This is a genomic window from Leisingera sp. G5_S3_59_S7 (genome assembly GCF_054968485.1).
Genome location: NZ_JBQKUH010000101.1, coordinates 1 through 7,469 on the forward strand (window position 1 = coordinate 1; position 7,469 = coordinate 7,469).

Consider the following 7,469-nt stretch of genomic DNA (forward strand, 5'->3'; position numbering starts at 1 on the left):
TCGCGGCCTGCTGCCGCCGGTGCGGGATGCCCGTCTGCCCGCGGTTAACCCGCGGTCCGAAAGTCTCCAGATCCGTTTCCGGTTTATTCACCACCTTGGGCTAATCTTGTGCCGGATGGGCAGATCCGGGCGGCCCGCCCGGCCCGGAGCGGTTTTAGGGGAGACAGCAGCGTGAGCTTTACGCCATATGTGTTCGGCACCGGCATCGCAGGATGGAGCTTCCTGCAGCGGACCCGGGACCAGCAGCAGGAGGTTTTTGAGAAATCGCCCGTCCTTGACCGGACGGTGCAGGATTTCACGCAGCGGATCACCAGCATTCAGTCAGCCGACCAGCTGCTGGACGACTACAACCTGCTGACCGTGACCCTGGGCGCCTTTGGCCTGGATGAGGACATCAACAACAGGGCCTTCATCAAGCAGGTGCTCGAATCGGATATGAGCGACCCCAAGTCGATCGTGAACCGGCTGAACGACAGCCGGTATCAGGCGCTGGCGGAAACCTTTGGCTTTGGCAGCGCGGACGGCCCCAAGCTGCCCAGTGCCAGGGCGGGGAGCGAATTTGCGGGCATCACCACGCCGGATGATCTGCTGTCCAACGGCACCCTGCTGCGCAAGGCGCTTGGCAACGCCGGTCTGGAGGGGATGGAGAACAATCAGTTCTTTCTGCAGAAAGTCCTGGAATCCGACCTGGAAGACCCCGACTCCTTTGCCAACAAACTGTCTGATCCGCGCTATGCGGACTTTGCGGGGCAGTTCAATTTCGGCCAGGTGCCGGAGTATGAAAACAGCATCGAGGCGCTGGTTGCCGAATTCAACCAGCACACCGAAGGCCTCGCCAGCGCGGATGATCTGCTGGAGGATGAAAACCTGCTGCAGGCCGTCATTGACACGTTCGGTCTGGAAAGAACTTACCCGGATTTCCTGCGGCGGGTGCTGAATTCGGACACCACCGATCCCGATTCCTTCGTCAACCAGCTGGAGGACAAGCGCTATCTGGCGGTGTCAGAGGCCTTTGGCTTTGGCTGGCCGGACATCAACGCCATGACCGACCCGGAGGAGCTGCTGTCGAACCCGCCGCTGCTGGCGGATGCGCTGGAGACTTTCAACCTCAGCGACCGGGGCGAAACCTATCTGAGGCAGGTGCTGGAATCAGATTTGTCCGACCCGAATTCTTTTGTCAACCAGCCGGAAAATCTGGCCTTTTACGATTTTGCAGAGGCCTTCCAGAACGAATGGCCTGAACCTGTCAGCAAGATGCAGGTGTTCGCGGATGAGATCACCGACAAGCTGGGCACCTTTACCAACCCGCGGGAGTTGGTATTCGATCTGAACCTGTTCGAGGCGACGCTGGACCTGTTCGGCCAAAGCAAGCGGAGCACCGATTTCGATACCGTGCTCAAGGCGTTTGACTCTGACCTCTCCTCCAGCACCTCCTATGCCAACTTGCACTATGATACCGGTTTGAAATCCATGGTGCAGGCTTTCTCCTTCAACGAGGGGCAGACCAGCCGGGAGTATCCTGAAGGGTTTGCCGAGGAACTGGCCGAGCTTTACACCACCCGCCAGTTTGAAATCGAAATCGGCAACTCGGATCCGAACATGCGGCTGGCGCTGGCGCTGGAGCGCGAATTGCAGGATGTCGCGGATGCGGGCGGCAGCGAAAATGCCCATTGGTATAACATCATCGGGTCGCCGCCGCTGCGCAGCGTTTTCGAGACCGCGCTGGGCCTGCCGTCCGGCATCGGGCAACTGGACATCGAACGGCAGCTCTCCGAAATGAAGGACCGGGCCTTTTACGCCTTCGGCACGACCCACCCGGCAGATTTCCTGGAGCCGGAGATGCTGGATCAGTTCCGCAAGCGGTTCCTGCTGCTGAGTGATTTGAACAGCTTTTAAGGCTGCGGCTCCGGCTGCAGGTTATCAAGCGCGCTTGCCCGGCGGGAGCGCAGCCGAAGCGCCAGCGCCGGGGCGGCTGCGCCCTGTCTGCCGGACTGCTGCGCCAAGGGGCATTTTCAGGTGGAAAGTGTGCGGCCGGATGCCGCCGCCGGGCGCGGCAGCGCCCGGCCGCGCCCAACTGCGAAGGGCAATCTGTGAGTGACCGAAAGCAGGCGGGAGCGCCTGCGGGCCAGCCGACTTACTTCAGCGCCCGCCAGCCGATGTCGCGGCGGAAGAAGCCCTGCGGCCAGTCGATCCCGTCCACCATGGCATAGGCCCGGTCGCGGGCCTCCTGCAGGGAGCCGCCGCGGGCGGTCACGTTCAGCACCCGGCCGCCGACGGCCAGCATCTTGCCGTCCTGTTCCTGGGTGCCCGCGTGGAACACCATGTTGCTGCTGTCCTCGGGCAGGGCGTCCAGGCCCTTTATCTCAGAGAACTTTTCGTAAGACCCCGGATAGCCCTCTGCCGCCATGACCACGGTGATCGCGTGGTCGTCGGCCCAGTTCACCTGCGCCTCGCCCAGGCGGCCCTCTGCCGCGGCGTGCATCAGGTCCAGCGCCTGGGCGCCAAGCCGCATCATCAGCACCTGGCATTCCGGATCGCCGAAACGGACGTTGTATTCCACCAGCCGGGGCTTGCCGTCCTGGATCATCAGGCCGGCATAAAGCACCCCCTGATAAGGCATGCCGCGCTCTGCCATCACCTTCATGGTGGGCTTCACGATCTCTTCCATCGCGCGCGCCTCGACCTCTGCCGACAAGACCGGCGCGGGGGAGTAGGCGCCCATGCCGCCGGTGTTGAGGCCGGTGTCGCCTTCGCCGACGCGCTTGTGGTCCTGGGCGGAGCCGATCGCCAGCACGTCCTCGCCATCGACCAGCACAAACAGGGAGGCCTCTTCGCCTTCCATGAACTCCTCGATCACCACCTCGGCGCCGGCCCCGCCGAAGACACCGCCGAACATATCGTCGATGGCCGCCATGGCCTCGTCCTCAGTCATCGCGATGATCACGCCCTTGCCAGCGGCCAGACCGTCGGCCTTGACCACGGTGGGCACGCCATTGGCACGCACATGGGCCTTGGCGGCGTCCGCATCGGTGAAATGTCCGTAGCCCGCGGTGGGGGCGTTTGCCGCGTCGCAGATTTCCTTGGTGAAGCTTTTGGAGGCTTCCAGCCGCGCCGCCGCCTCAGACGGGCCGAAGACCAGGATGCCGGCCTCGCGCAGCCGGTCGCCAACGCCTGCGGCCAGCGGGGCCTCGGGGCCGACAATCACGAAGTCGATGGCGTTTTCCTCGGCAAAGGCGGCCACTGCGCCGCCGTTCTCAATGTCAAACGACGCGCAATCGGCGATCTGCGCGATGCCTGCGTTGCCCGGCGCCACGATCAGCTTGTCGCACTTGGGGTTCTGCATCACCGCCCAGGCCAGGCTGTGTTCGCGCCCGCCGCTGCCGAGGATAAGGATGTTCATCTGCATGTTCTCCGATCTGCCTGAGCCGAGAGGCATCCCGGCGCTGTCCGGGGCTTGCCTTGCTTGCGGCGCGTTCTATGCTGCGCGCGAACTCAAAACAAGAACCACCTGTGCCGCAGGAGAGCAGCCGCCCGATGTCCGACCTGTTTGACGATCCTCAGCCGGGGCAGAATGCTCCTGAATTCACCGTCTCCGAGATTTCCGGCGAGGTGAAGCGCACGCTGGAGGGCACTTTTGGCCGCATCCGGGTGAGGGGCGAAGTGGGCCGGGTGTTCAAGGCGCGCTCCGGCCACCTGTATTATGACATCAAGGATGACCGCTCGGTGCTGGCCTGCACCACCTGGAAGGGGCAGATCAGCGGCCTGTCGGTGGTGCCCGAGGAAGGGCTGGAGGTGGTGGTGACCGGCCGCCTGACGGCCTTTGGCGCGCAGTCCAAGTACAATATGAACGTCGATGAGGTGGCGGTTGCCGGCCAGGGTGCGCTGATGGCGCTGCTGGAGAAGCGCAAGAAGCAGCTGGAAGCGGAAGGGCTGTTTGCGCCCGAGCGCAAGAAGGCGCTGCCCTATCTGCCGCAGATCATCGGTGTGGTGACATCGCCCTCCGGCGCGGTGATCCGCGATATTCTGCACCGGCTGCGCGACCGGTTCCCGCGCAAGGTGCTGGTCTGGCCTGTCGCGGTGCAGGGGCAGAATTGCGCAGGCGAAGTGGCCCGCGCCATCGACGGCTTCAACCGTCTGACACCGGGCGGCGCGCTGCCGCGGCCCGATCTGATCATCGTCGCGCGCGGCGGCGGCTCGATCGAGGATCTGTGGGGCTTCAACGAGGAGATAGTGGCCCGTGCGGCGGCGGCCTCGCAAATCCCGCTGATTTCCGCTGTGGGGCATGAGACCGATACCACGCTGATCGACTTCGTCTCCGACCGCCGCGCGCCGACCCCGACCGCAGCGGCAGAGCTGGCTGTGCCGGTGCGGCTGGAGCTGATGGCCTGGAGCGAAAACCAGGGCGCGCGGCTGACTAGGGCTGCGGGGCAGGCGGTGCAGCAGCGCCGCCAGCGACTGAATGATCTGGCCCGCGCGCTGCCCAAGCCGGATACGCTGCTGGAAACCCCGCGCCAGCGGCTGGACCGGATTGCCGACCGGCTGCCGGGGGCTTTGATTTCCGGTGTGCAGCGCCGCCGGGTGCATCTGAGCGAAACCGCGGCGTCCTTGCGTCCCGCCACCCTGCGCCAGCTGGTTGAGGGGCGGCGCAACAGGCTGCAGAACCTGTCCTCGCGCCTCAGCTTGCGGCCGATCCAGCGGGAAGTGAAACAGCAGCGGGACCGGCTTGCGCAATTGGGCCAGCGGCTGGATGCGGCGCAGTCTTTACGCATAGACCGCCAGCGGCAGGCGCTTGCCGCTGCGGGCCGGCAGCTGGAAATTCTCAGCTATAAGGCGACGCTGGAGCGCGGTTATGCGGTGGTGCGCTCAGGCGAGGAGATCCTGACCACCAGAGCCGCCGCCGCCAAGGCAGGTGCCCTGCAGATCGAGTTTGCCGATGGCACGCTGGATCTGGAGGGCGGCACCGCCCAGGCGCCGAAAAAATCCGCGGCGGAACCGGGCGGCAGCCAGGGCTCCTTGTTCTAGCGGGGCATTTCCGGCGGTCTCAGGTGCCCACGTCGGGGCCGTAGCACAGCATCTCCTCGCCGATGTCCTCGGCCTCGTACAACTCAGTCGAGGCCGGGTCATCCTCGAACCGGGCGGTCAGACCTCTGGGTGTCAGCTCGAAGGTCCAGCACTGCGGGTCGTCGCGGTTTTCATAGACGAAACAGATCTGGCCCGCCTCCTCGTACCAGGTTCCGTCCTGGCATCTGCCGTCCAGGAAGGACCAGATCACGCGGCGGTCCGGCAGATAGCGCTCAACCCCGTAGAGGGAGCCGCCGAAGCCATAAAACAGCGTGCGGCCCTGAGTGTAGCGGTCGAATTCCGCGGCGCCGAGCGGCTCGCCTGCCGCCAGCGGGGCGGGCAGGGCTGCCAGCAGGAGAATCATCAGTCTGCGCATGACGCCACTGTGCCCCAGGACCGGCGCCGGCGCCAAGCCTTGCGTGGCGGGCGGCCGGGCGGCTTCTGCCCCGGTTCCCGCGTGGTCACCTTTGACGATACGCGCCCTGCGGGGACAAAGTGGCGGAAAATCAAAGGGGAGGCAGGGCATGACGGCGGAACTGGCACTGCGGGCGGGGGCGGCGGCCTGCGCGCTGATCTATCTGTTTATGGCCGCGCAGCCGCCCGGGCTGCTGCGCAGCCTGGTGAAGACGGCGTCTGTGGCCCTTCTGGCGGTTGCGGCGCTGCTGGCAGGGGCCCCCTGGCTGCTGGCCGTTGCGCTGGGCCTGTGCGCCTTGGGCGATCTGTTCCTGTCGCGCGACGGCGAGGGAGCGTTCATGGCGGGCGTCGGCGCCTTTGCCGCCGGGCATCTGGCCTATGCGGTGCTGTTCCTGACGCGGGACGCGAGCGGCCCGGCGCGGCTGCTGGAGATGCCGGGGTTTGCCATTGCGGGGCTGCTGCTGGTGCTGGGGCTGGTGATGGCGCGCATTCTGGCGCCGCGGGCAGGCGCACTTAAAGGGGCGGTGCTGGCCTATATCCCGATCATCCTTGGCATGGGGGCGGCTGCGCTGACGCTGCCGCTTGGCACCTGGGCCTTTGCCGCGGCCGCAGCGTTCATGCTGTCGGACATGGTGCTGGCGGCGGAGACTTTTGTGCTGCCGGAGGACCACGTGCTGCGCCGGATCACGCCGTTTGCGGTCTGGCCGCTCTATTGGGGGGCGCAAGCGGGCTTTCTGGCGGTATTTTCCTGAGGAACGCGGCGCCTTGCGCTTTGCACTCCGCCCAAATCCGCATTAGGTGAGGGGCAGACCCTTTTGCGGAGACCAAGATGGCGTTTTTCTCAAAGCTCAAGGAGCGGCTGTTCAAATCCTCCTCCAAGCTCGAGCAGGGGCTCGATGCGATTGTCGAGGAGGGCGCGGAGAGCGCTGCGGATGAGGTGGCGGAGGCCCTGGCAGCGGCCCCGGCGGTGACGCCGGAGCAGCCCGCGCCCGCGCCGGTTCCGCAGCCGGAGCCAGCCGCCGAGCCGGAGCCTGCGCCCGAACCTGAGGCTGCACCGCAGCCGGCGGCGGCGTCCAGGCCTGCGCCGGCGCCTGCATCTGAGCCGGAAAAAAAATCCCCGGGCCTGCTGGGCCGCCTGATGGGGCGCACCGCCGCCGCCGAGCCGCGCCGGGCGCTGGATGACGACATGCTGGAGCAGCTGGAAGAGCTGCTGATCGCCGCCGACATGGGCGTGGACACCGCGCTGCGGGTGACCGCCAACCTGGCCGAGGGGCGGATGGGCAAGAAGGTCTCCAGCCGCGAGATCAAGGAACTCTTGGCGCAGGAAGTCGCGCGCATCATGGAGCCGGTGGCAAAGCCGCTGCCGATCTATGCCAAGCGCCCGCAGGTGGTGCTGGTGGTTGGGGTGAACGGCTCCGGCAAGACCACCACCATCGGCAAGCTGGCGAGCCAGTTCAAAGGCGCGGGCAAGAAGGTGGTGATTGCCGCGGGCGACACCTTCCGCGCGGCAGCTGTCGAACAGCTGCAGGTCTGGGGCGACCGGGCCGGGGTGCCGGTGCTGACCGCCCCCGAAGGCTCCGACCCGGCCTCCTTGGCGTTTGACGCCATGACCAAGGCGCAGGAAGAGGGCGCCGACCTTCTGATGATCGACACCGCGGGCCGCCTGCAGAACCGCGCCGACCTGATGGAAGAACTGTCGAAAATTGTTCGCGTGATCCGCAAAAAGGATGAGACCGCGCCGCATAACACCCTGCTGGTCCTGGATGCGACTACCGGCCAGAACGCGCTGAGCCAGGTGGGCACCTTCCAGAAGCTGGCGGATGTGTCCGGCCTGGTGATGACCAAGCTGGACGGCACCGCCAAGGGCGGCGTGCTGGTGGCACTGGCGGACAAATTCGGCCTGCCGATCCACGCCATCGGGGTGGGCGAGCAGATCGACGACCTGGCGCCGTTTGATCCGGAAGAGTTTGCGGCAGCCCTTACTGGTCTGGAAC

6 protein-coding genes are annotated in these 7,469 nt (G+C 65.9%); 4 read left to right on the top strand and 2 right to left on the bottom strand.

Going from position 1 to position 7,469, the window contains the following annotated elements:
- The first annotated feature begins 171 nt into the window (after positions 1–171).
- Positions 172–1,896 carry a DUF1217 domain-containing protein gene (locus tag ACTRWG_RS22365; protein WP_462829962.1) on the top strand — a complete coding sequence of 575 codons (1,725 nt, stop codon included), beginning with the start codon at positions 172–174 and terminating at the stop codon, positions 1,894–1,896.
- A gap of 238 nt (positions 1,897–2,134) precedes the next feature.
- Here the strand turns inward: ACTRWG_RS22365 and purD are convergent, their stop codons facing one another.
- Positions 2,135–3,400 (bottom strand): phosphoribosylamine--glycine ligase, encoded by a 1,266-nt coding sequence (gene purD, locus ACTRWG_RS22370; RefSeq protein ID WP_027234717.1) that lies wholly within the window; start codon positions 3,398–3,400, stop codon positions 2,135–2,137.
- 134 nt (positions 3,401–3,534) lie between these two features.
- On the opposite strand from purD, the gene xseA reads away from it, so the two are divergent.
- Positions 3,535–5,022: an exodeoxyribonuclease VII large subunit gene (gene xseA, locus ACTRWG_RS22375; protein WP_462829963.1), complete on the top strand. Its 1,488-nt coding sequence runs from the start codon at positions 3,535–3,537 to the stop codon at positions 5,020–5,022.
- 19 nt (positions 5,023–5,041) lie between these two features.
- Here the strand turns inward: xseA and ACTRWG_RS22380 are convergent, their stop codons facing one another.
- Complete coding sequence (locus tag ACTRWG_RS22380; protein ID WP_259968973.1) at positions 5,042–5,437, bottom strand: hypothetical protein; 396 nt, start codon at positions 5,435–5,437, stop codon at positions 5,042–5,044.
- Between the two features lie 148 nt (positions 5,438–5,585).
- On the opposite strand from ACTRWG_RS22380, the gene ACTRWG_RS22385 reads away from it, so the two are divergent.
- Positions 5,586–6,227 (top strand): lysoplasmalogenase, encoded by a 642-nt coding sequence (locus tag ACTRWG_RS22385; RefSeq protein ID WP_462829964.1) that lies wholly within the window; start codon positions 5,586–5,588, stop codon positions 6,225–6,227.
- A gap of 77 nt (positions 6,228–6,304) precedes the next feature.
- Positions 6,305–7,469, top strand: a 1,165-nt coding sequence (gene ftsY, locus ACTRWG_RS22390; RefSeq protein ID WP_462829965.1) for a signal recognition particle-docking protein FtsY, incomplete at its 3' end; no start/stop codon positions are given.